Annotated in this window: 21 protein-coding genes; 5 read left to right on the plus strand and 16 right to left on the minus strand. The window is 73.5% G+C overall.

Features of this window, described 5'->3' with window-relative positions:
* Positions 1-2: 2 nt before the first annotated feature.
* The 10 genes from M8316_RS16850 to M8316_RS16895 all read right to left on the minus strand — a co-directional run bounded on the left by M8316_RS16850 (position 3) and on the right by M8316_RS16895 (position 10,548).
* Positions 3-1,292, minus strand: a complete 1,290-nt coding sequence (locus tag M8316_RS16850; RefSeq protein WP_250056479.1) for a sensor histidine kinase — start codon at positions 1,290-1,292, stop codon at positions 3-5.
* Positions 1,293-1,514: 222 nt separating this feature from the next.
* The gene (locus M8316_RS16855; protein ID WP_250056481.1) at positions 1,515-3,542 is read right to left on the minus strand and encodes an efflux RND transporter periplasmic adaptor subunit; all 2,028 of its coding nucleotides are present in this window, start codon (positions 3,540-3,542) and stop codon (positions 1,515-1,517) included.
* Positions 3,542-4,426, minus strand: coding sequence for a DUF5666 domain-containing protein (locus M8316_RS16860; protein WP_250056483.1), 885 nt, complete (start codon positions 4,424-4,426; stop codon positions 3,542-3,544). Before M8316_RS16860 ends, M8316_RS16855 begins: the two co-directional genes overlap by 1 nt.
* Positions 4,427-4,512: 86 nt before the next feature.
* On the minus strand, positions 4,513-5,742 hold the full coding sequence (locus M8316_RS16865) for an ABC transporter permease (RefSeq protein ID WP_250056485.1): 1,230 nt from the start codon (positions 5,740-5,742) through the stop codon (positions 4,513-4,515).
* Positions 5,739-6,473: an ABC transporter ATP-binding protein gene (locus M8316_RS16870; protein WP_308196046.1), complete on the minus strand. Its 735-nt coding sequence runs from the start codon at positions 6,471-6,473 to the stop codon at positions 5,739-5,741. The genes M8316_RS16865 and M8316_RS16870 overlap by 4 nt, the downstream gene beginning before the upstream one ends.
* Positions 6,470-7,636, minus strand: a complete 1,167-nt coding sequence (locus M8316_RS16875; protein WP_250056487.1) for an efflux RND transporter periplasmic adaptor subunit — start codon at positions 7,634-7,636, stop codon at positions 6,470-6,472. The genes M8316_RS16870 and M8316_RS16875 overlap by 4 nt, the downstream gene beginning before the upstream one ends.
* A gap of 137 nt (positions 7,637-7,773) precedes the next feature.
* Positions 7,774-8,352 (minus strand): PspA-associated protein PspAB, encoded by a 579-nt coding sequence (pspAB, locus tag M8316_RS16880; protein WP_250056489.1) that lies wholly within the window; start codon positions 8,350-8,352, stop codon positions 7,774-7,776.
* Between the two features lie 13 nt (positions 8,353-8,365).
* Positions 8,366-9,292, minus strand: coding sequence for a zinc metalloprotease HtpX (gene htpX / locus M8316_RS16885; protein ID WP_250056491.1), 927 nt, complete (start codon positions 9,290-9,292; stop codon positions 8,366-8,368).
* Positions 9,293-9,499: 207 nt separating this feature from the next.
* Entirely contained in the window at positions 9,500-9,778 is a 279-nt protein-coding gene (gene pspAA, locus M8316_RS16890) for a PspA-associated protein PspAA (RefSeq protein ID WP_250056492.1), read from the minus strand.
* Positions 9,775-10,548: a PspA/IM30 family protein gene (locus M8316_RS16895; protein ID WP_250056494.1), complete on the minus strand. Its 774-nt coding sequence runs from the start codon at positions 10,546-10,548 to the stop codon at positions 9,775-9,777. Before M8316_RS16895 ends, pspAA begins: the two co-directional genes overlap by 4 nt.
* Positions 10,549-10,758: 210 nt before the next feature.
* Here M8316_RS16895 and M8316_RS16900 point away from each other — a divergent pair, with 210 nt between their 5' ends.
* Entirely contained in the window at positions 10,759-11,349 is a 591-nt protein-coding gene (locus M8316_RS16900; RefSeq protein WP_250056496.1) for a DUF3043 domain-containing protein, read from the plus strand.
* Between the two features lie 109 nt (positions 11,350-11,458).
* On the opposite strand, the gene M8316_RS16905 is transcribed toward M8316_RS16900, so the two are convergent.
* Positions 11,459-12,469 (minus strand): aldo/keto reductase family protein, encoded by a 1,011-nt coding sequence (locus M8316_RS16905; RefSeq protein WP_250056498.1) that lies wholly within the window; start codon positions 12,467-12,469, stop codon positions 11,459-11,461.
* Positions 12,470-12,554: 85 nt separating this feature from the next.
* Between M8316_RS16905 and M8316_RS16910 the strand changes: the two genes are divergently transcribed.
* The 3 genes from M8316_RS16910 to M8316_RS16920 are packed head-to-tail and all read left to right on the plus strand — an operon-like array spanning position 12,555 to position 14,171.
* Positions 12,555-13,121, plus strand: coding sequence for a GNAT family N-acetyltransferase (locus M8316_RS16910; RefSeq protein WP_250056500.1), 567 nt, complete (start codon positions 12,555-12,557; stop codon positions 13,119-13,121).
* Positions 13,122-13,131: 10 nt separating this feature from the next.
* Positions 13,132-13,857, plus strand: coding sequence for an AzlC family ABC transporter permease (locus tag M8316_RS16915; RefSeq protein WP_250056502.1), 726 nt, complete (start codon positions 13,132-13,134; stop codon positions 13,855-13,857).
* A complete protein-coding gene (locus tag M8316_RS16920; protein ID WP_250056503.1) occupies positions 13,854-14,171 on the plus strand; it encodes an AzlD domain-containing protein in 318 nt (105 codons plus the stop codon). Before M8316_RS16915 ends, M8316_RS16920 begins: the two co-directional genes overlap by 4 nt.
* 159 nt (positions 14,172-14,330) lie before the next feature.
* Here M8316_RS16920 and M8316_RS16925 read toward each other — a convergent pair whose 3' ends face one another.
* Entirely contained in the window at positions 14,331-16,007 is a 1,677-nt protein-coding gene (locus tag M8316_RS16925; protein ID WP_250056505.1) for a M4 family metallopeptidase, read from the minus strand.
* 178 nt (positions 16,008-16,185) lie between these two features.
* Positions 16,186-16,971 carry a 4-hydroxy-tetrahydrodipicolinate reductase gene (gene dapB / locus M8316_RS16930; protein WP_250056507.1) on the minus strand — a complete coding sequence of 262 codons (786 nt, stop codon included), beginning with the start codon at positions 16,969-16,971 and terminating at the stop codon, positions 16,186-16,188.
* Between the two features lie 107 nt (positions 16,972-17,078).
* Here dapB and M8316_RS16935 point away from each other — a divergent pair, with 107 nt between their 5' ends.
* Positions 17,079-17,594, plus strand: coding sequence for a class I SAM-dependent methyltransferase (locus tag M8316_RS16935; protein WP_250056510.1), 516 nt, complete (start codon positions 17,079-17,081; stop codon positions 17,592-17,594).
* A gap of 114 nt (positions 17,595-17,708) precedes the next feature.
* On the opposite strand, the gene M8316_RS16940 is transcribed toward M8316_RS16935, so the two are convergent.
* The 3 genes from M8316_RS16940 to M8316_RS16950 form a co-directional block, all read right to left on the minus strand.
* The gene (locus tag M8316_RS16940; protein WP_250056512.1) at positions 17,709-21,656 is read right to left on the minus strand and encodes a hypothetical protein; all 3,948 of its coding nucleotides are present in this window, start codon (positions 21,654-21,656) and stop codon (positions 17,709-17,711) included.
* A gap of 130 nt (positions 21,657-21,786) precedes the next feature.
* The gene (locus M8316_RS16945) at positions 21,787-23,073 is read right to left on the minus strand and encodes a M16 family metallopeptidase (RefSeq protein ID WP_250056514.1); all 1,287 of its coding nucleotides are present in this window, start codon (positions 23,071-23,073) and stop codon (positions 21,787-21,789) included.
* Positions 23,074-23,178: 105 nt separating this feature from the next.
* Positions 23,179-25,407 carry a polyribonucleotide nucleotidyltransferase gene (locus tag M8316_RS16950; RefSeq protein ID WP_250056516.1) on the minus strand — a complete coding sequence of 743 codons (2,229 nt, stop codon included), beginning with the start codon at positions 25,405-25,407 and terminating at the stop codon, positions 23,179-23,181.
* Positions 25,408-25,694 lie beyond the last annotated feature (287 nt).

Raw genomic sequence — 25,694 nt, forward strand, 5'->3', positions numbered from 1 at the left:
GGTCAGACGGGCAGCTCGACCCACACGGTGGTACCGCCACCGGGGGTCTCGGTGATGCCGATGCTGCCGCGGTGCGCGTCGACGATCCGCCGCACGGTCGCCAGCCCGATTCCGGACCCGGCGACGTCCTCGTGCGCCCGCGCGAGGGGCTCGAAGACCCGAGAGCGGTCCTCCTCGGGGACGCCGAGGCCGTGGTCGACGACCTCGATGCGCACCAGGTCGCCCAGGGACTCCGAGCGCACCTCGATGCGCGCCCGCTCCCCCGCGGCGTGGAACTTGGCCGAGTTGGCCAGGAGGTTCTGGAGCACGGCGCGCAGCTGCGAGCGGTCGCCGTGCACCACCGGCAGCGCCTCCGCGTGCACGTCGGCGTCGGCCAGCGCCGAGGCGAGGTCGGCCAGCACCTCCTGGAGCACCGAGTCGAGGTCCACGGTGGTCCGTCGCAGGTCGCCGCCCAGGCGCGCGTAGGCGAGGAGGTCCTCGATGAGCACCTGCATGCGTCCGGCACCGTTCACGGCGCGTCCCATCACGAAGGTGAGCCCGGCGGCGGTCACGGGGTCGGCGACCTCCTCGCGGATCTGCTCGTCGACGAGGTCGAGGGACATCACGATGGCGCTGAGCGGGTTGCGCAGGTCGTGGGCCACCTGGCCCGCGAACGCGGTGAGCTGCTCGTTCGAGCGCTCCAGCTCCGCGCGGGCCTGCTCGAGCGCGGAGACCGAGCGCTGCAGCTCGCGGGAGCGCAGCTCCAGCTCGAGCACGTCGACGACCCGGTCGGCCAGGCGGACCAGCGAGTGCTCCTGCTCGTCCGTGAGGCTGCGTGCCACGGTGTCGAAGACGCAGAGCGTGCCGATCGTGACTCCCTCGGGCGTGCGCAGCTGGTGGGTCGCGTAGAAGCGGACGTCGCCGATCTCGCCGTTGACGAACGGGTTGTCGGCGAAGCGCGGGTCCTGGGAGGCGTCCGCCACGATGACGGGCTCGGGCTCGTGCAGGACCCCGGCGCACATCGAGTCCTCGCGGGAGCAGACCGCGGCGTCGAAGCCGGTCACGGCGATCTGGTGCTGCTCGGTGTCCGTGATCAGGTTGATGGTCGCGAGCGGGACGTCGGCCACCTGGGCGGCGATGTCGACCAGTGCCTGGAGGTCGGAGCGCGGCGGCTGGAGGAGCACGTGGTACCGCTCGATCACCGCGGCCCGTCGGGCGTCGTCCTCGAGGCTCCGGTCGGTCGGACCGGGCTCGTTCCTGCCTACGACGAGGTCACCGGCATGCTGCGAGGTGACGTCACGATCGGCGGTCACGGACACGTGTTCTCCTGCTCCTGCTGCGACGGCGAGGACGTCTCGCGCACGGTCGCGGCGACGTCGGTGACCACGGTACGGCCCCGACCGCCGGCGCGCGGCGCATCGGGGCGGATATCACCCCGGGGGGACCCGAGATCCGACCGATCGGAGGAGCGTGCGGGCAGGTCCCACGCTCGACCGGTCCGGTGGAGCACACCGGACCGGTCGTGCAGGCGTCCGTCAGCTCGGCGGGCCACCCGTGCCGCCGCCGCTGCCGGAGGGCGCCTGGCCGCCGGAGGGCGGGGAGAAGTCCCCGCCGCCGGCACCCTGGCCGAAGCCCGTGGTGCTGGTCGTGTCGCTCTCGTCGGTCGTCGGCAGCGCCTCGTCCAGGTCCGCCAGGACGACGACGTCGCCGGCGTCCAGGCCGTCGGTGATCTCGACCCTGCGAGCCCCGACCACGCCGGTGGTCACCCGCTCGCTGGTCGCCTCGCCGTCGACCAGCACGGTCACGCTGCTCCCGCTCACCGCCGAGGCGGGCACGGTGACGACGTCGTCGGACTCGGCGAGCACGACCTCGGCGGAGGCCGCCAGGTCGGTGGCCAGCCCCAGGTCGCGTCGCTTCAGCGTGAGCGTGACCGGGTAGGTCCCGTCGGTGGTCGGGTCGGTGGAGACCTGCGTGACGGTGGCCCGGTAGGACTTCTGCGAGCCCACGGGCGTGACCGTGGCGCTCAGCCCCGCGCTCAGCTGCTCGACGTCGTCGGTGTCGGCGTCGACGGTCAGCGTCGTGACCGCGTCGGCGACGACCGTGATCACGGTGGTGCCCGACGAGACCGAGTCGCCCTTCGCGGTGTCGACCGCGACGACGGTGCCCGAGAACGGGGCCGTGACCGTGGCCTGGGCCAGCGCGGAACGTGCCTCGATGAGGTCCACCTTCGCCTCGGCGATGCTCGCCACGTCCTGCGCCAGGGTGGCGGCGGACGCGGTGGTGGACGACGAGGAGCCGTCCGTGGTGTCCGTCCCGTCCGTGGCGCTCGAGTCGGACGTCCCGGTGTCGGTGGACCCCGTGTCGGTGCCGCTCATGTCGGTGCCGCTCATGTCGGTACCACCCATGTCCGTGCCGCCCGTGTCCGCGCCGCCGGTGTCCTCACCGGCCCCGGTGCCGCTGCCGTCGTCCGGCATGCCCGAGCCGGTGCTGCCCGAGCCGGTGCTGCCCGAGCCGGTGCTGCCCGAGCCGGTGCTGCCCGAGCCGGTGCTGCCCGAGCCGGTGCTGCCCGAGCCGGTGCTGCCCGCGTCGTCGGAGGCCTCGTCGTCCAGCGCATCGGCGGCGTCGGTGAGCGTGGTCACCGCGTCGGTCAGCGTGTCCGAGAGCGTCGTCAGCGCGGTCTGCAGGTCGTCCTGCGCGTCGGCCACGGCCGCCTGGGCGGTCGCGACGTCGGCCAGGGCGTCCGAGCAGGCGGCCGTCGCGTCGTCCGAGCCCGACGTGTCCCCGCTGCCGTCGCCGGAGCCCGTGTCGCCCGAACCCGTGTCGCCGGAGATCGCGTCGGCGCACACGCTCTGCTGCGTGGCCAGCGCGTCGGTGGCGGTGGCGATCGCGTCGGTCGCGGTCTGCTGGGCGCTGATGACGGCGTCCTGCTCGTCGGCGAGCTCCGCGAGCGCGGCGTCCAGCTCGTCCTGGAGGTCGGAGAGGCTGTCGTCGTCCGTGGTCACCTTCGCCACGAGGACGACGCCGCCAGACGCGTCCTCCGATCCGGTCGTGGTGCGGGCCGAGGACAGCGAGGCCGTGCCGGTGCTGCTGCCGGCCGAGCTGCTCGAGCTGCTCGAGCTGGTCGAGCCGGAGGCCGCCGTCACCGCACTGCTCACGGTCGACGCCTGGCCGCTCTTGTCCGAGGCCAGCTGCGCGCGGGCCTGGGCCAGCGCGGCCCGAGCCGTGCGCACCGCGTTGCGCAGGGTGCGTGTCTCGAGGGTGGCGAGCACCTGGCCGGCCTTCACCGTGTCCCCCACCCCGACGCTCACCGACGCGACGGTGCCGCTGGTGGCGAAGGAGAGGTCGGAGCGTCCGGCCGGCTCCAGCGTGCCGGTCAGGTCCAGCGTCTCCGAGACCGTGCCGGTCTCCGCGGTGGCGGTCCGGTAGTGGCCGGAGGTGTCGGAGTCGGCGCCGTAGGCGGCCCAGGCTCCGCCCCCGAGCACCAGCGCCAGGGCGGTGCCGGCGACGGCCGCGCGGTGCAGGCGCGGCTGCAGCAGCCGCGGAAGACGCAGGCGGGTGGCCATCACATGCCCCGCCCGGTGGAGCACTCGCCGTCGACGGCCTCGGTGATCGCCACCGAGTCCGCGGTGACGGCCCCCGTGTCGTCGGACTCGCCCTGCGCGCTGACGCACACGCCGACCGCGACGTCGTCCGCGGTGCCATCGACGGTGAGCGTGTAGGTGGTGTCGGAGGAGACGGTCACGGTCATCTCGCTGGTGCTCCCGTCCATCGAGGAGACCTCGAGGGTGAAGCCGGAGTCCGAGACCGCGGTGATCTCGCCGGTCGACCCGCCGCCCATGCCGCCACCCATGCCGCCTCCGTCCGTGGGCATGTCGGTGGGCATGTCGGTGGGCATCCCGGAGGCACCCTCGGACGGCATCTGCATGTCGGTGGGCATGTCCGTGGGCATGTCCGTGGGCGCGTCGCCGGAGCCGCCGGGGGCACCACCACCGCCGCCGAACCCGACGGCGCAGTCGCCGTCGGTGGAGGCGACGGTCACCGCGGACGCCGCCACGGTGCTGGAGCCGTCGCCGGAGTCAGAGGAGTCGCCGGAGACCCGCACGCACTGCCCCTCGGCCAGGTCGGAGAGCGACCCCTCCTCGGTGGTCGTGAACGTGGTGGAGCCGGTCCAGGTGACCGCCGTCTGGCCGTCGCTGCCCTGCACCTGCATGGTCTTGCCGCTGACCGCGGCGACCAGGCCCGAGGTGCCCGGGGCGGCGCCTGCCCCGCCGGCCGGTGCGCCGCCGGCCTCCGCGCTCGCGGAGCTGCTGGCCGAGGAGTCGTCCGTGGCGGTGGCGTCGTCGGAGCCGCAGGCGGACAGGCCGAGGCCGAGGGCGGAGACGCAGGCCAGGGCGGCCAGGCCGCGCAGGCGGGTGCGGGTCGGGCGGGGGGTGGTGGTGCGGGTCATGGGGTCCTCTCCGAAGACGGTGCTGGAGGTGAGGGAGGTGGGGACGGGGGCGCCGGGGTGGACGCGGCAGCGGCGGCTCATCGGCGTCACTCGCTGCGCAGGGCGTCGATCGGCGTGAGCCGTGCGGCGCGGGTGGCGGGGTAGACGCCGAAGCCGACGCCGAGGGCCAGCGAGACGCCGAGGGCGCCCGCGGTGGCGGCGAGGGAGAGCGTCACGGGCTGGTCGATGATCGCGGGCAGGACCCACGAGCCGACCACGCCGATGGCGATGCCGAGCAGGCCGCCGGCCAGGCCGAGGATCGAGGCCTCGGCCAGGAACTGCTTGCCGATCGCGGACGGGGTGGCACCCAGCGCCTTGCGCAGGCCGATCTCGCGGATCCGCTCCGTCACCGAGACGAGCATGATGTTCATGACGCCGATGCCGCCGACCAGCAGCGAGATCGCCGCGACGCCGGTGAGCAGCACCGACAGCGTCTCGTTGGTGGAGCTGGCGGTCTCCACCAGCGAGTCCTGGGTGGAGATCGAGTAGTCGGCGTCGTCGCCGGACTCGATGCCGTGCCGGGTCGTCAGCAGGGCGTCGATCTCCTGGTAGGCGGCGCTGAGCAGGTCGGCGCTCGCGGCCTCGACGTAGATGGTCGACACGGACGTCGACGTGGACCCGGTCAGCGCGAGCGCGGTGCTGACGGGCACGACGGCCACGTCGTCCTCGCTGGTGCCCGACGAGGACGAGCCGGAGGACTCCAGCACGCCGATCACGGTGAGCGTCCGGCCCCCGACGGTGACCTCCTCCCCCACCGGGCTGGTGCCGCTGAACAGCTCGCTGGCCGTGTCCGGGCCGAGCACCACGACGTCGGCGCCGGAGTCGGCCTCGTCCTGGGTGAAGAAGCGCCCGGACGCCAGGGTGCGGGTGCGCACGTCGAGCCAGGACGTGGTGGTGCCGACGACCGAGGTCGTCCAGTTGGTCTCGCCGGCCACCAGCGAGGTGCTGGTGGAGGTGGTGGGAGCGACCGCGGCCGCGTCGGGCACGACGTCGGAGTCGGCGATGGCGTCCGCGTCCTCCAGCCTGAGGGTCGTCGCGGAGCCGAAGCCGCCGCGGCTGCCCGAGTCGTCCGTGCTGGAGCCCGGCGAGATGATGAGCAGGTTGGAGCCCAGGGCGCTGATCTGCTCCTGCACCTGGGCGCGGGCGCCCTGGCCGAAGCCGACGGTGAGGATCACCGAGGCGATGCCGATGACGATGCCCAGCATCGTCAGGATCGAGCGCATCCGGTGGGAGCGGACCGCCTCGAGGGCGGTGCGCAGGGTCTCGGCGGTGTTCACGCGGGCACCCCCACCGGGGTGTCGGCCACGATGAGGCCGTCGCGGATCACCAGGTTCCGCTCGGCGCGGGCGGCCACCTCGTCCTCGTGGGTGATGAGGACGATGGTGCGGCCCGAGCGGTGCAGGTCGTCGAGGAGGCCCAGGACGTCGGCGGTCGAGCGCGAGTCCAGGTTGCCGGTCGGCTCGTCGGCCAGGATCATCGCCGGCTCGGTGACCAGCGCGCGGGCCACGGCCACGCGCTGCTGCTGGCCGCCCGAGAGCTCGCCGGGCTTGTTCTCCACGCGCTCCCCCAGGCCGACCTTGGTCAGCGCGGCGATCGCCCGCTCCTTGCGCTCGGCCTTCGGCACGCCGGCGTAGACCAGCGGCAGCTCGACGTTGCGCCAGGCCGACTGGGAGGCCAGCAGGTGGAACTGCTGGAAGACGAAGCCGATCCGCTTGTTGCGGACCTCGGCCAGCTGCGTCTCGGTCATGCTGGCGACGTCGTCGCCGGCCAGCACGTAGGAGCCCTCGGTCGGGTTGTCGAGGCAGCCGAGGATGTTCATCAGCGTGGACTTGCCGGAGCCCGAGGGCCCGATGACGGCGACGTACTCGCCCTCGCGGACCACGGAGTCGACGCCGCGCAGGGCCTCGAACGTGATGGTGCCGGAGGTGTAGGTCTTGCGGATGCCGGAGAGCTCGATGATCGGCTCGCCCCCGGTGCTGCGGTGGCGCTGCTGCGCGGCCGGGCTCACCCCTGACCCCCGGGCATCTGACCGCCGCTCATGTCGGGCATGCCGCCGCCGCTCATGTCGGGCATCTGGCCCTGCTGGCCGGAGTCGTCGCCGCTGCCCGTGGGGGCGGTGAAGCCCTGCACGACCACCTCGTCGCCCTCGGAGAGGCCGTCGGTGATCTCGGTGCTGCGGCCGTAGGTCTCGCCCACGGTGACCTCGCGCTGCTCCTCGACACCGTCGACCAGCACGGTGACGTAGGTGGCGTCGCCCTCGGTGGTGAGGGCGGTGGAGTCCACGGTCAGCACGTCGGTGCGCTGGCTGACGATGATCTCCATCGTGGCCGAGGTGCCGGCGTAGACGTCGTCGCGGGTGCCGGTGACCTGCACGGTCACGGGGAACACCGCGGCGCCGGAGTCGTCGGTCTCGGCGACGAGGCCGATCTCGGAGACGGTGCCGTAGACGGTGTCGTCCACGCCGGAGACGGTGATCTCGACCTGGAGGCCGGTGGTCACCGAGTCCGCGTCGGTGGCGGCCACCGTGCCGTCGACCACGAAGCGACCGGTCGAGACCAGGTCGATCGTGCCCCCGGAGCTGCTCGAGGACGAGCTGCCCGAGGCATCGGTGCCGCCGCTGCTGCTGGAGGAGCCGACCACGTCGCCCTTGCTGATGCCGACGGAGGTGACGGTGCCGGAGATCGTGGCGCGCAGGACGGCCTCGGAGACCGCCGTGCGGGCGTCGGCCAGCGACGCCCGGGCGGTCACGACGGTGGCCCGGTCGCTGGCGAGCTGGATGTCGTCGGCGTCGGCGTCGACGTCCTCGGAGAGCTGGGCCTGGGCCGCGGTGAGCTGCGCCTGGGCGGCCTTGCGGGCCGCGACCAGGGAGTCGTCGTCCACGACCGCGAGGACCTGGCCCTTCTTCACGGTGTCACCGGCGTCCACGGTCACCTTGGTGACGGTGCCGGACACGGAGAAGGACAGGCTGCGGCTGCGGGCGGCCGCGACGGTGCCGTCGGAGCTCACCGTCTCCGAGATCGTCTGGGTGGAGACGGTGGCGGTGCTGGTGGTGGCTGCGGCCTCGGTGTCGCGGGTCAGCAGCCAGGCGCCGACACCTCCAGCGACGACCAGGAGCAGCACCACTCCGGCGGCGACCAGGATCTTGGGTCGTCGGGGCAGGCGTAGACGCAACGGTGTTCCTCTCGAGTCTGCTCACCCCGGGGGGGGTGGGGGAGCTCGTCGAGAAGGGTGGAGGGGCGGTCTGTGGCGGCTGTGGCACGTCCCTGTCGAGACGCTGTGGTGCCCGACAGTCGTGGGTGAGCCGGCTCTCAGACGCCGGGAGCGCCCCAGAGGGCCAGCCAGCGACCGGTGTCCTTCTCCACCGGCAGGTCGGCCGCGAGCATGTCGCGGGCCCGCAGCTCCAGGAGGTTGTCGCGCTGCTTGCCGGCGCCCGGCTGCGGGGCGAAGGGGTAGAAGGTGCCCTGCTTGTACAGGTAGACGAGACCGAAGCGGCGGCCCGAGGCGTCCGCGAAGGGGATCAGGGAGCACAGCAGGCCGGGACCGAACCCGTGCGCCTCCAGCGTCGTGTTGACGGCGTGCAGGTCGGTGACGAGGCCGGTGAGGTCGTCCGGGTCGTCGTCGACGACGAGCCAGGTGAACCCGAACTCGTCGGTGCTCAGCCGGACGTCGGGGGCGTCGGCCGTGCCCGTCAGCAGGTCGAGGATCTCCTGCTGGACCTGGGCGAAGGCACCGCCGCCGGCAGCGCGGTAGCAGACCGCCCCGAGCCCGGTGGGGTGCAGCCCGGCCTCGGCGGCCAGCGTGATCGCCGAGGACGGCACCGCGAACAGTGCGTCGAGGTTGGCCTGCTTGGGCTTGGTGCGCCCGAGGATCGCGTCGAGGAAACCCATCCCGCTCCCCCGCTCAGGCCGTCGGCCGGCCGAGCTCGGCCTCGATCGTCGCCAGCTGCTCCAGCCGCTGCTCGAGCGTGGGGTGGGTCGAGGTCAGGGTGCGCAGCGAGACGCCGCGGATCGCGGGGGCGATGAAGAAGGCGTTCATCTTCTGGCTGGCACGCAGGTCCTGGTCGGGGATGGCGTTCATCGAGCCGGTGATCTTCTGCAGCGCCGAGGCCAGCGCCTGGGGCTTCATCGTGAGGTACGCGCCGGCGCGGTCGGCGGAGAGCTCGCGGTAGCGCGAGAGCAGCTTGAGCAGCAGGAAGCTCACCGCGTAGGTGATGAGACTGACCACCAGCATCACCAGCCAGATCGGCAGGCCGTTGTTGTTGTCGCGGCGGTTGCCGCCGAAGATCGCGCCGTACTGCGCGCCCTGCGTGACCATCGAGGCGACGATGCCGGCCGAGCTGGCCACCGTCATCACCAGCACGTCGCGGTGGGCCACGTGCGAGAGCTCGTGGGCCAGCACGCCCTCGAGCTCCTCGGCGGTGAGGGTGCGCAGGATGCCGGTGGTCACGACCACGACGGCCCGCTCGGGCGAGCGGCCGGTGGCGAAGGCGTTCGGGACGGCCGTGTCGGCGATGCCGACCCGGGGCTTGGGCATGTCCGCCATGGCGCAGAGCCGGTCGATCATGCCGTGCAGCTCGGGGGCCTGCTGCGGGGAGACCTCGCGGGCGCCCATGGCCCGCATCGCCACGGTGTCGCTGCTCCACCACTGGTAGACCGCGATGCCGATGCCGATGAGGCCGACGATCACCGCGAAGCCGTAGCCGCCGTAGCTCCCGGCGATCGCCATGAGGATCGCGATGAAACCGACGAAGAGGGCGCCGAGCAGGAACATCACGGTCGTCATCCGGACCGTGAGGCCGGAGTCGCCGACGAAGCGGGTGCGTGCCATGGCTCCATCCTCCCCGATCGACCAAGCAGCCCGCCTCGGGGATCGCCCTGGTCCGCACCGTCCGGGGAGCACCGGTGGCTCCGCAACCTCCGCCGCACCCGGAGCGGTTGCCGGCTCACCGCTGGTCGCGAGCAGGACCAGGACGCGACGCCGCCCCGCCCACCCGCAGGGGTGGACGGGGCGGCGCGGTGCGTCGGGTGCGGCTGCTCAGCCGGGGATGAGGCCGTCCTCGGCGAGCATGTCGCGGACCTCCTCCAGCCCGGCGTCGGCCGGCGGGAGGATGAGGTCGGAGGAGTCCAGGGAGTCGACGTCGTGCACGGCCCCCTCGGCCCGCACGGCGTCGAGCAGCGCGGTGAGCGCGGCGGCGAACGCCTCGTGGTCACCGGCACCGACAGCGGCCTCGACGGCCGAGTCCAGCTCGTTGAGCCTGTCGAGCGAGGCGTCGTCGACGTCGAACTGGCCCTCGCCGAGGATGCGGACGATCATGCCTGGTCCTTCTGCGCCTGGGTCTCCTCGGAGAGGATGGCCCCGGAGGAGGACTCGATCGCGTCGGGCGCGGTGGAGCCGCCCTTGAGCGCGGCCAGCTCGGCCTCCACGTCGGCGTTGCTGGAGAGCGCCGCGAGCTCGCGGCCGATGTCGTCACCGGCGTTCAGCGAGCTGGCGTCGTCCAGGGCGCCGGAGGCGATGAGCTCGTCGATCGCGCCGGCCCGGGCCTGCATGTTCGCCGTCTTGTCCTCCGCGCGCTGGATCGCGAGGCCGACGTCGCCCATCTCCTCGGAGATGCCGGACATGGCCTCGCCGATCTTCGTCTGGGCCTCGGCAGCGGTGTAGGTGGCCTTGATCGTCTCCTTGCGGGTGCGGAAGGACTCGACCTTGGCCTGGAGCCGCTGCTGGGCCAGGGTGAGCTTCTCCTCCTCCCCCTGCAGCTGGGCGTGCTGGGCCTGGAGGTCGGCGATCTGCTGGGCGAGGCCGGACTTGCGGGTCAGGGCCTCGCGGGCGAGGTCCTCACGGTCGACGGCGATCGCCTTCTGCGCCTGCTCGGTGAGCTTCTGGGCCTGCTGCTGGAGCTGGTTGAGCTGGAGCTCGACCCGCTTGCGGCTGGTCGCGACGTCCGCGACGCCCCGACGGACCTTGCTCAGCAGCTCCAGCTGGCGCTGGTAGCTGTAGTCCAGCGTCTCCCTCGGGTCCTCGGCGCGGTCGAGGGCCTTGTTGGCCTTCGACCGGAAGATCAGGGTCATGCGCTTCCACAGACTCATGGGGGTGGGCTGCCTCTCGTGCTCTGCTCGGACCTCGACGGGGACGGCCGACCGCCGGGCGGACGCCGTCATGCCCACCCTACGGCTCACCGGCAACCGCGGCGAGGGGACCGGACCACGCCGCGTCGCGTCCTCCTCCCCCTTCCCCGTAGGCTGGTGACCCCGCAGGAGGCGCGCAGGGACGCGCGTGAGGAAGAGAGAAGGCGCCGCGTGTTTGGCCGCAGCAAGTCCGAGACCGAGACCCCGGCGACCGAGGCCGAGGTGAAGCCCGGCGGCAAGGGGCGTCCGACGCCCAGCCGCAAGGACGCCCAGGCCGCCTCGCGTGCCCGCGCCATGGGCGCCACCGCGCCGGGTGACAAGAAGGCCGCCCGCGCCGCCCGCGCCGAGAGCCAGTCCAAGATGCGTGAGGCGATGCGCACCGGCGACGAGCGCTACCTGCCCGCCAAGGACAAGGGCCCCTCGCGGCGCTTCATCCGCGACTACATCGACGCACGGTTCTCCGTGGTGGAGATCCTGCTGCCGCTGCTGGTCGTCTCGATCGTGCTGACCTACTCGGGCGTCAGCAACTTGGTGCTGTTCGCCAACACCCTGGTGATGGTCTCGCTGCTCGTCGGCGTCCTCGACATGGTGCTGATGCGCTTCCGCCTCCGCAAGCAGCTCACCACCCGCTTCCCCGGCGACGCCGGCGTGCTCCGTGGCGCCACCTGGTACGCGGTGACCCGCGCGATGCAGGTGCGCTTCCTGCGGCTGCCCAAGCCGCAGGTCAAGCTCGGGCAGCCCCTGCCCGACACCTACCGCTGAGCTCCACCGGCACCCGCCGGTCGCAGCCAGCGCCCACGACGGCCACGACGGCCCGCCCCGATGCCTCGGGGCGGGCCGTCGTGCTCGTGCGTGCCGGTGTCGGGTCGAGTCAGGAGATCAGGTCGTCGCGGTGCGGGGACGAGGTCAGCGACGGGTCCCGCGTGACGACCGGGTCGAGCACGTCGTCGATCGCGGCCATCAGGTCGGCGTCCAGCCGGACGCCGGCCGCCTTCACGTTGTCGGTGACCTGCTCGGGTCGGCTGGCGCCGATGATCGCGGCCGAGACCGCCTGGTTCTGCAGGACCCAGGCCACGGCGAGCTGCGCCATCGTCAGGTCGGCCTGCTCGGCCAGCGGACGGAGACGCTGGACGCGCTCGAGGACGTCGTCGCGCAGCCAGCGCGAGACCATGTCGGCCCCGCCCTTGGCGTCGGTGGCGCGCGAGCCCGCCGGGTAGTCCTCCCCCGGCCGGTACTTGCCGGTGAGCACGCCCTGGGCGATGGGCGACCAGACGACCTGGCCCATCCCCGCCTCGAGGCTCGCGGGCACCACCTCGTCCTCGATGACCCGCCACAGCATCGAGTACTGCGGCTGGTTGGAGACCAGCGGCACCTGCAGGTCGCGGGCCAGCGCGGCGCCGGCGCGGATCTGCTCGGCGGTCCACTCCGAGACGCCGATGTAGAGGGCCTTGCCCGCGCGGACGACGTCGGCGAAGGCCAGCATCGTCTCCTCCAGCGGCGTGGAGTCGTCGAAGCGGTGGGCCTGGTAGAGGTCGACGTAGTCGGTGCCCAGGCGGCGCAGCGAGGCGTCGATCGACTCGCGCACGTGCTTGCGGGAGAGGCCGGAGTCGTTGTGCTTGCCGGGCCCCGTGGGCCAGTAGACCTTGGTGAAGATCTCCAGGCCCTCGCGACGCTCGCCCTTGAGGGCGCGCCCCAGGACGCTCTCCGCGGCCGTGTTCGCGTAGACGTCGGCGGTGTCGAAGGTGGTGATCCCCTCGTCGAGGGCCTGCCGCACGCACGCGGTGGCGGCCTCCTCATCGACCTGGGAACCGTGGGTGAGCCAGTTGCCGTACGCGATGGCCGAGATCTTCAGCCCGCTCGCGCCGAGGTTGCGGTACTCCATGCCCGCGACGTTAGCCCGGCGCCGGAGTGACCCGGGCCACCCGGTGGATGCGACGCCTCCCGGGCCGGCTGGCAGGATGCGCGCCATGGTCTCCTCCCCCACCGCCGACGTCTCCGTCCGGCTGGCATGGGCCGACGACGCCCCCGCCCTGGCGCGGCTCCAGCTGCGCGCCTGGCCGGAGCGCTTCGCCGGCGTCCTCCCGCCCGAGGCGCTGCCCTCGGGGCCCGAGGCGGAGGCCGCGGCGACCGAGACCTGGGCGGCGTCGCTGGCCCGCCCCGCGGACGCCCGCCAGCGCACGCTCGTGGCGCTGGAGCGCAACCGGCCCGTCGGGCTGGCCGTGACCACGCCCGCCACCGACCCCGACTGCGACCCGGTGCGCGACGGCGAGCTGGTCGAGCTGGTGGTCGCCGCGGACGACCGGGGCGCCGGCCACGGCTCCCGCCTGCTCCAGGCCGCGGTCGACACCCTGCGCGCCGACCGGTTCGCCCGGGCCGTGCACTGGGTCGACGCCCGCGACGACGCCACGCGTGCGTTCCTGGTCGGCACCGGCTGGGAGGCCGACGGCGCGCACCGCGAGCTGGAGCCAGCCGGCCCCGGCACCTCGCTCAAGCAGGTGCGGCTGCACACCTCGCTCGTCGAGGCCACCGCGTGAGCACCGGCCGGTGAGCGCTCCCGGCCACGAGCACCGGGACGAGCGGCGGGCCGTCGTCCGGGCCGGTCTGGCCGTGGGCCTGGCGACCGGCACCTACGGCATCTCGTTCGGGGCCGTGGCGGTGACCAGCGGGCTGAGCGTCCTCCAGACCTGCCTGCTGTCGCTGCTGATGTTCACCGGCGCCTCGCAGTTCGCCCTGGTGGGCGTGCTCGGCGCGGGCGGCGGGGCGGTGGCGGCCGCCGCCACGGCGCTGCTGCTCGGCACCCGCAACACGCTCTACGGGCTGCGGCTGGCACCGCTGCTGGGGGTGCGGGGCTGGCGCCGGGCGGCTGCCGCGCACCTGGTGATCGACGAGTCGACGGCGGTCGCCACCGCGCCGGCGTCCCGGGGCCACGAACGGACGGGCTTCCTGGTCACCGGCGTCTCCGTGCTGGTGCTGTGGAACGCCTTCACCCTGGTGGGCGCGCTGGCCGGTACCGCGCTGGCGGGCTCGCCGTGGGCCGACCCGCGCACCCTCGGGCTGGACGCCGCCGTGGGCGCGGCGTTCCTGGGCCTGCTCTGGCCGCGGCTGACGTCGACCACCACCCGGCTGGTGGCCCTCGCGGGCGCCGCGGTGGCGCTGGGCCTGGTGCCGGTCACGCTCGCGGGCGTGCCGGTGCTGGCGGCAGGCGGGGTGGCGCTGCTCGTCGGCGTGCTGGTGCGGCCCGCCACGCCCGGGTCCGAGGGCCGGTCGTGAGTGCCGCGTGGGTGGCCGTCCTCGTCGGGGCGGCAGGCTGCTGGCTGCTGAAGGTGCTGGGCCTGTCCGTGCCGGCCCGGTGGCTGGCGCGTCCGCGGGTGGCCGCGGTGGCGGCCCTGCTGCCGGTCGCCCTCCTGGCGGCCCTCGTCGCGGTGCAGACCGCCGCCACGTCCACCGCCGAGGGCCCCGCGCTCGCCGTCGACGCACGTCTGGCCGGCCTGGGCGCGGCGGCGCTGCTGCTGCTCGTCCGTGCGCCCTTCCTGGTGGTCGTCGTGGGCGGTGCGGCCACGGCGGCGCTCCTGCGCCTGGCCTGAGGCCAGGGTGGGACGCGAGGCCCGGAGACAGGCAGACCACCGGCCCGCAGCGGCCCCGGGGAGAAGGGGGCGGATGCTGCGGGCCGGTGGCTGCGCACGTCCGGGAGCGGCGTCGGTGGGGTGAGCTGCCCCCCGGGCGAGCGGTGCGGGGAGGGGCCGTCAGGCCACGTCCACCGCGTCCCAGGCGGCGGCGACAGCGGTCTCCTCCGTGCTGCCGGCGCCGTACAGGTCGGCCGCCGCGGCGAGGGTGGCGTCGCGGGCGCCCGAGTAGTCGGTGCCCGACGTCATGTAGACGGTGAGGGCACGGAACCAGATGTCGGCCGCGGCGTCACGACCGATGCCGGTGACGGTGGAGCCGTCGCAGGTGGGGCTGTCGTGCTGCACGCCACCGATCACCTTGGCCCCCGAGCCCTCGGCGAGCAGGTAGAAGAAGTGGTTGCCCACGCCGGAGGAGTAGTGGACGTCCACGTTCGCGGTGGACGAGGACCAGCAGGACTGCGAGGAGCCGTCGCTGGCCGGGTCGTCCATGCGGCGCAGGCCCTGACCCGAGGCCAGGTCGAACTCCTCGCCGATGAGGTAGTCGCCGGCGTCCTCGGTGTTGTTCGCGTAGAACTCCACCATCGTGCCGAAGATGTCGCTGGTGGCCTCGTTGAGGCCGCCGGGCTCCCCGGAGTAGGTGAGGTTCGCGGTGTGCTCGGTGACGCCGTGGCTCATCTCGTGGCCGGCCACGTCGAGGGAGACCAGCGGGCCGTAGGAGGAGCCGTCACCGTCGCCGTAGGTCATCTTCTCGCCGTCCCAGAAGGCGTTGACGTAGTTGCTGCCGTAGTGGACGCGGTTGAAGGAGCCGGAGCCGTCGCCGAAGATGCCCTCGCGGCCGTGGACCTCGAGGTAGTAGTCCCAGGTGACGTCCGTGCCGTACTGGGCGTCGGCGGCCGCGGTGTCGGGGTCGGCGTTGGTGCCGTCGCCGAAGGAGGTGGTCGGCGAGGTGACGATCGTGCCGTCGTCGCACCGCATCCCGAGCAGCTGGCAGGCGTAGGAGTCGGTGGCCCCGTCCATGTCCGTGGTGTAGCTGCCGCCGCGGGTGGCGTCACGCATCTCGTAGCCCGAGGCGGTGGCGGTGACGTCCAGCGGCACGGTGCCGCCGTAGAGGGTCTCGCCCTCGCCGTCGATCGTCCGGATGGTCTCCTCGCGGCGCAGCACCTGGCCGGTGTCGGCGTCGACGTAGGTGAGCAGGCGGCTGGGGGTGCCGTCGGCCTGGGTGCCGACGGTGGTGACCTCCCAGGCGAGGGTGGGCGCGCCGGCCAGCGCGTCGACCACGAGGCGGGTGGGGCCCTGGGCCTCGAGGCCGTCGATGCCACGCACGTCCTTGCTCGGTGCCGCGGCGGTGCTGCGGGCAGCGGCGCGGGCCACGTTCGGGGTGGTGGCGACGGTGACCTTGGAGCCCAGGGTGCGGGAGAGCCCGGCCCACGCGCCCTGCGCGCTCTCGTGAGCGACGACGTCGCCGCCGAGCACCGGCAGCCCGCGGTAGGTGCGGGTCATGCGGACGTGCGCGGAGCCGTCGGGGTCCAGCACCGTGTCGCTGACCTCGAAGGCGGTGCCGCGGCTGACCTTGGCCACGCGTCGGTGCTCGAGCACCTGCGAGACGACGTCGGCGGCGCGGTCGGCCGAGACCTGGCCCGAGACCTGGCCCGAGCCCGGACGGTCGGCGGCGTCCGTGCCGGAGCCCGCCGCCTGGGCGGTGCCGGGCACGGTGCTCGCGGCGACGGCGCCGAGGGCCAGGACGGCGGCCGCTGCCAGGCCGAGCCGTGCGTGCGGTCGGTCGTGGTGGTGCTGCATGGGGGTCCTTCTCTCACTGGGTCGTCCCCGGCGCACCCGAGACGGCGCCGGAGGTCAGGACCGTCTCAGCGTCACGACGGTTGACGGAAGCACCCAGCGCCTGCAGGTCCTTGCATCGCAGGAACCTGCGAACCTCCCCTGGCCACCCTGGCCACCCGGGTCACCCGGGCGGACGGCCTCAGTCGAGGTCGAGGACGTGCTCGAGCCCGATCGTGAGACCGGGGCGGGTGGGCACGGCCCGGACGCCGGCCAGCACGCCGGGCACGAAGGAGGACCGGTCGAGGGAGTCGTGCCTGATGGTGAGGGTCTCCCCCTCGGCGCCGAGGACGACCTCCTGGTGCGCGACCATGCCGCGGATGCGCAGGCCGTGGACCCGGATGCCGTCCACGTCCGCCCCGCGGGCGCCGGGGAGCTCCGAGGTGGTCGCGTCCGGCACCGGCGGGCAGCCCGCCTCGCGCCGGGCCGCGGCCACCAGCTCGGCGGTGCGCCGGGCCGTGCCGGAGGGCGCGTCGGCCTTGCCGGGGTGGTGCAGCTCGACGATCTCGACCGACTCGTAGAAGCGGGCGGCCTGGGCGGCGAACCGCATCATCAGCACCGCGCCGACGGAGAAGTTCGGGGCGAGCAGCACGCCCACGCCGGGCGCGTCGGCCAGCCAGGTCTCGAGGGTGGCCACGCGCTCGGCGTCGAACCCGGTGGTGCCGACGACGGCGTGCAGGCCGTGGCCGACGCAGAACTCGAGGTTCGCCATGACGGCGTCGGGGGTCGTCACGTCGACGACCACCTCGGCCTGCCGCTCGAGCAGCGTGCCCAGGTCGTCGGAGGAGCCCAGCTCGGCGACGAGGTCGACCTCCGCGGACTCGCGCAGGGCCGCGCAGATGGCCGACCCGAGGCGTCCGCGTGCGCCGAGGACGGCCACGCGCGGGCGCGAGGAGGTGCTGGACGGGGCGGCCTGGTCGGAGTCCACGCTCCCAGCGTTCCACACCGGTGCGGACGTGCTGCACACCGCACACGCGGATGAGATCTGCCGACCTGACGGGCGAGCCGTGGAGGACTTCTGGCAATCTTGGTCCCATGGTGCTGCAGACGATCCCTGCCCGGATCCGCTGGTCGGTGGACCTCATGGACGTCCAGCCGGACGACCACGTGCTCGAGATCGGCTGCGGCCCCGGCTACGGGGCCGAGATGATCTGCACCCGGCTCGAGACCGGCAAGCTGTTCGCCATCGACCGCTCCGAGTCGGGCGTGGACCGCACCAAGCGCCGCTGCGCCCGGTTCCTGGAGGCCGGTCGGCTGACCGTGCGCCAGATCGACCTCGCCACCCTGCGCGTCCCGGTCAAGCGCCTCACCAAGGTGTACGCGTTCAACGTGAACCTGTTCTGGGTCCGCGACTGCGCGGACGAGGTGGCGCTCCTGCACGAGCGGCTCCTGCCCGGCGGCGCCATCTACGTCTACTTCGAGGCGACCCGTCCCGAGCAGGTGCCCGAGATGGTCGAGAAGACCAGCGCCGTGCTGACCGCGGCCGGGTTCCGCACCCAGGTCGTCCAGCGCAAGGTGCCCGCCTGTGTGGGCGTCATCGGTCGCCGCTGAGCGCAGCCCCGCGCCTCGCGGCGCGCCTCCGCGGCACTCCGACGCACGCACGACGCCCCGCCTCCCGGTCCGGGAGGCGGGGCGTCGTGCGTGGCGTGGGCTGCTGCGCGCCGTCTAGGTCCCGTGTGGCCGGTCCTGGTCCCCGGAGCTGGTCTCCTGGCCCTCGAGGCGACGCTCGGCACGCCGGCGTCGGTGCCGCTCGCGGGCCACGGCGAGCACGCCCAGCAGCACCGCGAGCAGCAGGAGCCACCACCAGTGGCACCAGAACCAGTGCCAGAGGTTCGTCCACCAGCCGGCGTCCTCGTCCCAGCCCTCGTCGCACCAGCAGCCCTCGTGCTCGGTGCTCAGGCGCGTGCCGTCGAGGGCCACGCTGGTCGCCGACCGTCCCCCGGCGCGCTCGGTCACGGTCACGGTCGCGGTCGGACGACCGGGCCGCGCCGTCTCGGTGACCACCACGGTCCGCACGTCGGTCACGGTGCGGGTGGCGGCACGGGTGGCGGCGGCCTGCTCGGTGACCGTCACGGTCCGCGTCGTGCCGGGGAGGACGACGGTCGCACGCCCGCCCGGTGCCCGGGTCACGGTGGCCCAGGCGGTCGCGAAGGCCGTCTCCGTGGCCGTCGCGGTCTCCGTGGTTGTCTCGGTCTCCGTGGTTGTCGCGGTGGTTGTCGCGGTGGCCGTCGCGGTGGCGGTCTCCGTGGTCGTGGCGGTCGCGGTGGCCGTCGCGGTCGCGGTCTCCGTCGCGGTGGTCGTGGCAGTCGCGGTCGCCGTCTCGGTGGTCGTGGCGGTCGCGGTCGCCGTCTCCGTCACCGTGGCGGTGGCGGTAGCCGTCTCGGTCGCGGTCTCGGTGGCCGTGACCGTCACGGTGGGGGTCACCACCACCGGGGCGACCCAGGTGAGCGAGGCCGTGGAGCGGTCGTTGGAGCCGTCGGGGTCGATGACGTCGCTGGTGGCGATCTCGACGACGGTGTCGTACGTGCCGGGCACCCAGCCCGTCAGCGTCATCGTGGCCGTGGCGGTCTCGCCGACCGCCAGGTGCGGGATCGTCCAGTCCCCGCTCGCCGGGTCGGTGCTGCCGACGTCCGCCGTGCCACCGGTGACCACGATGCCCGGCCCCGTCTGCTCCACGAGCACGACGTCGTGGGCGTCGGAGGGGCCGGCGTTGGTCACGGTCACGGTGACCTCGACCGTCGAGCCCGTCTCCTGGTCCCCCGTGGGCACGCTCTGCGCGACCGCGAGGTCGGCGACCTGGCTGACGGCGATCGTCGTCAGCGCCTGGTCGTTGCCGGGAGTGCTGTCGGAGTCGGTGGCCACGCTCGCCGAGCCGTCCATCCAGGCGCCGTCGAACCAGGCGGGCACGCTCGAGGCGAGGACGACGGTCCAGGTGTCAGCGGCGGCGACCTGCGCGGCCTGGCACACGACGGTGCCGCCGCTGAGGGCGAGCCCACCGGTCACGGTGCCGACGAACGAGCACGAGCCCCCGCCGTCGTCCGTCACCGTGGGCACGGGGTGACCTGCGGGCACGGGCACCCTCAGGACCACGTCCTCGGCGCGCGTGGCCCCGACGTTCTCCACCGACGTGGTGATGCCCAGGGCGCGACCGGAGACGGTGTCGGCGGCGCCCCCGGGGCCGGTCAGCGACTGGCTGACCGCCAGGTCGCTGTCGAGGAACACCTCGAAGGCCACGGAGTCGGTGTTGTCGGAGACGTCGGGGTCGGGCGTGCTGGCGATCGCGGTGGTGCTCGAGACGCCCGGGCCGCTCGCGGCGTCGACGTCGATGTCGGCGGTGCCGGCGATGACGATCTCGTCGCCCACCCCCAGCAGGGGGATGGTGCAGGCCGACGGGGTGCAGAACGGGCTGGCGGGCCGGACGATGGTGATGCCGGCCGGCACCAGGGTGGTGAACGAGACGTCGCGGGCCACCGACGGGCCGTCGTTGCGGACCGTGAGGGTGAACGGCACGCTGTCGCCGGGACGGGCGACGGTGGCGGCGATGTCGAGCACGACCGAGACGTCCGCCTCGGTGGACCCGGCGGCGGAGACCGCGGCGGTGTTGTCGGAGGCGTCGGGGTCCGACGTCGTCGCGTTGACGGCGACCGCACCGTCGACCGCGCCGCTGCCGGCCGGGTCGAGGGTGAGCACGACGTCGACGTCGAGGGAGTCCCCCGCTGCCAGGTCGGGCAGCGTGCAGACCACCGTGGAGGTCCCGTCGAGGGCGCAGGTACCACCGGGCACGGACGCCGAGACGAAGACGGAGCCGGTGGGCACCGGCATGGTGAGCTGCACCCCGCGGGCCACCGAGGGCCCGGTGCTGGTGACCGTGGCGGTGTAGGTGACGTCGTCGCCGGCCACCCCCGGGTCGGGGCTGACCGCGAGCAGGACGCCCAGGTCCGCCACCGTCGAGACCACCGAGGTGTGCGCGGCCACGTTGTCGCCCGTGTCGATCTCGTCCACGTCGCCCGCGACGCCGGCGGAGAAGGCCAGCGAGCCGCCGGCGGCCGCGCCGGGCGCCAGGTCCCCGGTGAGCGTCACGGTGCGGGTCTCCCCTGCCGGCAGGCCGGCCCAGGTGCACGTGACCTGGGTCGGGGTGCCAGGGACCACGGTGCAGGTGCCGCCGGGCGTGGCGGCCGTGACGGCACCGAGCGACCCGGGCACCGTCACGGTGGCGGTGACCGCGCCGGCGTCGTTGGGTCCGTCGTTGCCCACCTGGAGCAGCCACGTGCCGGTGGTGCCGGCGACGGCGGCCCCGCTGCGGCTCAGCGCTACCGTCAGGTCCGCGGCCGGGGCCACCACGACGGCGGCCTCCCCCGTCGTGGAGACGAGGGTGCCCGCGGTGAGGTCGTCGTAGAAGGTGACGTCGACGTCGTCGGTCACGGTGGTGCCCGCCCCGGCGGTGCCCACGCGGGCCTGGTAGGTCACCACCCGCGAGGCGCCGGGTGCGAGGGTGCCGCCCGCCGCGCTGGTCGCGCCCGTGCCCAGCCGGACGCGGACCTTGCCCTGCGCGGAGAGGTACTCCCCGGCGTCGTCGCCGGAGGCGTCGCTGATCGCGGTGGTGCCGGTGCTGGTGGTCACGCGCAGCGACCCGGGGACGTAGGTGGTGCCCGCCGGCAGCGCGTTCTCGAACCACACGTCGTCCGCGGGGTTGCCGCCGTTGTTGGTGGTCGTCAGCCGGTAGGTGACGACGTCGCCGACGTGGGCGGTCCCGTCGCCGGCGGGGGTGTCGGCGGTGAGCGTGCTGGTCAGGCACGGCGCGGTGCCGAAGGAGATGGCGTCGAGGAAGTTGCCGATGCTGGTGTTGCCGCCGGCGGCGGAGACCGAGACGAACGCGAAGCGGGTCGTCGTCTGCCCGGCGGGCACCGTGTAGACCCCGCTGTGCTCGCCCCAGGCCTGCGGGTCGCTGAACTGGGCCTGCTGGAGCTCGCCGCCGGGAGGACCGATCTTGACCGCCATCGTGTCGGTGCCGAGGCGGCCCGCGTGCAGCAGCTCCCAGCGCAGGGTCTGGCCCGGGGTGGTGGTCACGTCCTGGTAGAGCGAGGAGACCATGTTGGCGTTCAGCTCCGCCCACTGCTTGCCCTGGGCGCTGCGGTAGCCCTCGTGGCCGTCGTTCCAGATCTCGATCGCGTGGTCGGAGGCCGTGGTGAGCCACCCGGGCACGTTGCTCTCGTGGGTGATGACGAGGTCGCCGGCGGCCAGGACGGGCTTCTCGAAGTCGCCGTTGACCAGGCTCACGGCCGAGGGGCACGAGGTCGCGGCGGCGGGGGTCACCTGCACGGGCTCGGGCGTCGGCAGGCCGGCCCGGGTCACGGCGGTCAGCGAGCCGCCCAGCACCGCGACGGCCAGCCCGACGGCCAGCAGGGACCCGACGGCCTGCCGGGAGGCCCGCGCGGCGGGAGGCACGTCCGCGCCGCCCCGACGGGCGCGCCGCCCACCGGTGCGGAACGGGTTCAGCGCCGGGACGAGGCGGGGACGCCGCGTCGCGCGGTGCCGCGCCTCGTCCGGCTCACCGGCGGGGGCGTCCCCCGCGTCGGCGCCGGTGGCGTGCCACCTGCTGGCGGTCTCGTCCATCCTGGCCTCCTGGTCGTCTGGGACCGGATCGGCGCAGGCCAGGGGCTTCTGAGTCGGGTTGAGCCCTCACGGGGCAAAATCGAGCAAACGCTTGTGAAGATGTTGTGCACGACCCCCTCCGGGGATCGTCTCAGCGCGCAGCAGGCCCCACCACGGCAAGGATCTCGGGGTTGCTCAGCACGTCGCGGGCGACCCGGGCGACGTCCTCGGTGGTGACGGTCTCGATCCGGGTCAGCACCTCCTCGACCGGGAGGTAGGCCTCGTGGACGAGCTCGGACTTGCCGAGCCGGGACATGCGCGAGCCGGAGTCCTCCAGACCGAGCACGAGCCCGCCGCGCAGCTGCCCGCGCCCACGGCGCAGCTCCTCCTCGGTCAGCCCGCCCTCGACGACCTTCGCCAGCTCCTCGCGCACGACCTCCAGCGACGCGTCCAGGCGCTGCGGCAGGCAGCCCAGGCCGATGCCCACCAGGCCGGAGTCGGCGTGGTGGCTGGAGAAGGAGTAGACGGAGTAGGCCAGGCCACGACGCTCGCGGACCTCCTGGAAGAGCCGGCTCGAGGTGCCACCGCCCAGCGCGGTGGTGAGCGCCCCCAGGGCGAACCGGTCGGGGTGGTCACGCCGCAGGCCCTCGGCACCGAGCACGAGGTTCACCTGCTCGAAGGGCCGCTCCACCGTCGCCAGGCCACCGCGCACCGCCACGTCGGCTCCGGTGTGCAGTCGGCTGACCGGAGCCTCCTCGCCGCCGGTGCCGTAGCCCTCGAAGGCGCGGGCGACGAGCTCGACCACGGCGTCGTGCTCCACGTTGCCCGCGACCGCCACCACGGTGGTCGCCGGGCGGTAGTGCGTGCGGTAGAAGCGCTCCACCTGGTCCCGGGTGAGGGCGGAGATGGACTCCTCGGTGCCGGCGATCCCCCGGCCCAGGGCGGTGCCCGCGCCCCAGGCGAGCTCGGCGAACAGGTCGTGGACGACGTCGTCGGGGTCGTCGTCGTGCATGGCGATCTCGTCGAGGATCACGTCGCGCTCGGCCTCCACGTCGACCGACTCGATCAGGGACCCCGTGAGCATGTCGCCGAGCACGTCCACGGCCAGCGGGAGGTCGTCGTCCAGCACCCGGGCGTGGAAGCAGGTGAGCTCCTTGGCGGTGAAGGCGTTGAACTCGCCGCCCACCTCGTCCAGCGCGACGCTGATGTCCAGCGCCGAGCGCCGCGCCGTGCCCTTGAACAGCAGGTGCTCGAGGAAGTGGCTGCAGCCGTGCAGCACGTCGTCCTCGTCCGCGGAGCCGACGTTGACCCACACGCCGATGCTGGCCGAGCGGACGCCGGCCATCTGCTCGGTCACCACGCGCAGCCCCCCGGGCAGGAGGGTGCGCCGCACGAGGCCGGTGAGGCCGTGGGTGTCGACGGGGGCGGGGGTGCTCACTGCGGGGACCTTTCGGGGAGACGAACCGCGCCCCGCCCGGAGGCCGGGCGGGGCGCGGGGTGCTGCGGGGACCTCACCGCCGGCGCGGGCGGTGCGGCCGTGGGATCACTCCGAGTCGGAGGTCTCCTCGGCGGCGTCCTCCTCGACCACGGGGATCAGGGAGAGCTTGCCACGGTCGTCGATCTCGGCGATCTGGACCTGGACCTTCTGGCCCACGGAGACGACGTCCTCGACGGACTCGACGCGCTTGCCGCCGGCCAGGCCACGCAGCTTGCTGATGTGCAGCAGGCCGTCCTTGCCGGGCATGAGCGAGACGAACGCACCGAAGTTGGTCGTCTTGACGACGGTGCCGAGGTAGCGCTCGCCGACCTCGGGCATCGTCGGGTTGGCGATCGCGTTGACGGCGGCGCGGGCGGCCTCGGCGGCCTCGCCGTTGGTGGCACCGATGTAGACGGTGCCGTCGTCCTCGATCGAGAGCGTCGCGCCCGTGTCGTCCTGGATCTGGTTGATCACCTTGCCCTTGGGGCCGATGACCTCGCCGATCTTGTCGACCGGGACCTTGACGGTGATGATGCGCGGCGCGTGCACCGACATCTCCTCGGGCACCGTGATGGCCTCGGACATCACGTCGAGGATCGCCAGGCGGGCGTCCTTGGCCTGGGTCAGCGCGGCGGCGAGGACCTCGGCCGGGATGCCGTCCAGCTTGGTGTCGAGCTGGAGGGCGGTGACGAACTCGGAGGTGCCGGCGACCTTGAAGTCCATGTCGCCGAACGCGTCCTCGGCACCGAGGATGTCGGTCAGCGCCACGTACTGGGTCTGGCCGTCGACCTCACCGGAGATGAGGCCCATCGCGATGCCCGCGACGGGGGCGCGCAGCGGCACGCCGGCCTGGAGCAGCGACATCGTCGAGGCGCAGACCGAGCCCATCGAGGTGGAGCCGTTGGAGCCCATGGCCTCCGACACCTGGCGGATGGCGTAGGGGAACTCCTCCTTGGTGGGGAGGACGGGCATCAGCGCGCGGCCCGCGAGGGCGCCGTGGCCGATCTCGCGGCGCTTCGGGGAGCCGACGCGGCCGGTCTCGCCGGTGGAGTACGGAGGGAAGTTGTAGTTGTGCAGGTAGCGACGCTCGGTCTCCGGGGAGAGCGTGTCGAGCTTCTGCACCATGGTCAGCATGTTGAGGGTGGTGACGCCCAGGATCTGGGTCTCGCCACGCTCGAACAGGGCCGAGCCGTGCACGCGCGGGATCACGCCGACCTCGGCGTGCAGCGGGCGGATGTCGGCCAGGCCGCGGCCGTCGATGCGGACCTTGTCGCGCAGCACGCGCTGGCGGACCAGCTCCTTGTTGAGGGAGCGGAACGCGGCGCCGAGCTCCTTCTCGCGGCCCTCGAACTGACCACCGAGGGTCTCGAGGACCTCGGCCTTGATCTCGTCGAGCTTCTCCTCGCGCTCCTGCTTCGGCCCGATGGTGAGGGCGGCAGCGGTCTTCTCGGAGACGGCGGCGGAGACGGCGGCGTAGACGTCGTCGGCGTAGTCGAGGAAGACGGGGAAGTCGGCGACGGGCTTCGCGGCCTGCTTGGCGAGCTCCATCTGGGCCTCGCACAGCTGCTTGATGAACACCTTCGCGGCGTCCATGCCGCCCGCGACGATCTCCTCGGTCGGCGCCTGGACGCCGCCCTGGACGAGGTCCCAGGTCTGCTCGGTGGACTCGGCCTCGACCATCATGATCGCGACGTCGCCGGTCTCGGTGACGCGGCCGGCGATGACCATGTCGAAGACGGCGTTCTCGAGCTGGGAGTGCGTCGGGAAGCCGACCCACTGGCCGTCGATGAGGGCGACGCGCACGCCGCCGACCGGGCCGGAGAACGGCAGGCCGGAGAGCTGGGTCGACATCGAGGCCGCGTTGATCGCGAGGACGTCGTAGGGGGTGTCGGGCTCGAGGGCCATGACCGTGATGACGACCTGGACCTCGTTGCGCAGACCCTTCTTGAAGGTCGGGCGCAGCGGCCGGTCGATCAGGCGGCAGGTGAGGATGGCGTCCTCGGACGGACGACCCTCGCGACGGAAGAACGAGCCGGGGATGCGACCCGCGGCGTACATCCGCTCCTCGACGTCGATGGTGAGGGGGAAGAAGTCGAAGTGGTCCTTCGGCTGCTTGGAGGCGGTGGTCGCCGAGAGCAGCATCGTCTCGTCGTCGAGGTAGGCCGTGACGGAGCCGGCGGCCTGACGGGCCAGCAGGCCGGTCTCGAACTTGACGGTACGGGTGCCGAACGAGCCGTTGTCGATGACGGTCTCGACGGCGGAGATCACGGGCTCAGCCGTGGTGGACTCGGTCAAGAGTGGTCCTTGTCGGTGTCGCGGAGCAAACCGCTGCGTCCCGCTTCTACTCGCCGGTCTTCGATCGAGGCCCGCAGCCGCGGCGGCTCGCGCCGGCGCTGCTGAAGGCCACTACCGAGGACCGGGCACAGGCGTGCGGGTCGCTCCTGGTGGGTGGTGCGTGTTCTGTTGTGCGCAGCGAGTGCGCGGGCGGCACCCGGCGGGTGCGGCGCCGTGGGCCAGCCTAGTCCCTGGGCCTTCGAATGCGGCGGAGCGGCCGCCCGGAGGTCCGGGCGACCGCTCCTGGT

This window comes from Nocardioides bruguierae (assembly GCF_023554635.1).
Classification (GTDB): Bacteria; Actinomycetota; Actinomycetes; order Propionibacteriales; family Nocardioidaceae; genus Nocardioides; species Nocardioides bruguierae.